The following is a 679-nucleotide window of genomic DNA, read 5'->3' on the forward strand; positions in this document are numbered from 1 at the left end:
TCAGGGTCATGGCAGCGAGAAGAAAGGCGATGAAGCCTTCCTCGAAGTGCTCCCAGGCGCGCCGCAAGGCGTTCATGGTCGGGTCTCCCGAATGGAAAGGGCGTAGGGTGGGGCGGTCGTGGCCGACCCACCATGTGCAGCATGTCGGCGTACAGGACGCCGAGGTGGGTCAGTATCTGGCGATACTGCCCACCCTACGGCTCTCCGGCCTTACTGCTGGTTGGCGGCTTGGGCGGCCTTGATCAGGTCGGCACCGATTTCGCCTTCGAACTTCTTCCACACCGGCTGCATGGCGTCGCGCCATTGGCCACGTTGCTCGGGCGTCAGGGTCAGGATCTCGGTGGTGCCGGCGTCCAGGATGCGCTGCTTGTCACCCTGGTTGAGGGCGTCAGCCTGCTTGTTCACCTCGACGGTGACCTCGGCGATGATCTTGTCCAGCTCTTCGCGTACGTCAGCCGGCAGACCGTCCCAGAACTTGGTGTTGGTGATCAGCATGTAGTCCAGCAGGCCATGGTTGGACTCGGTGATGTACTTCTGTACTTCGTGCATCTTCTGGCTGTAGATGTTCGAGTAGGGGTTCTCGGCACCGTTGACCACGCCAGTCTGCAGGCCCTGGTAGACCTCGGCGAAGCTCATCTTGCGCGGGTTGGCGCGCACGGCCTTGAACTGCTCTTCCAGT

The 679-nt window shown here is 62.0% G+C and carries 1 protein-coding gene and 1 pseudogene; both read right to left on the minus strand.

The annotated features are described in order from the left end of the window. Positions 1-76: pseudogene (locus E4487_RS24040) on the minus strand (C4-dicarboxylate ABC transporter); the annotation flags it as partial. Between the two features lie 134 nt (positions 77-210). Continuing rightward, a partial coding sequence (gene dctP / locus E4487_RS24045) for a TRAP transporter substrate-binding protein DctP (RefSeq protein ID WP_175254546.1) occupies positions 211-679 on the minus strand: 469 nt, incomplete at its 5' end.

This window comes from Pseudomonas sp. BMW13, assembly GCF_013357275.1.
GTDB classification, from domain to species: domain Bacteria; phylum Pseudomonadota; class Gammaproteobacteria; order Pseudomonadales; family Pseudomonadaceae; genus Aquipseudomonas; species Aquipseudomonas khazarica.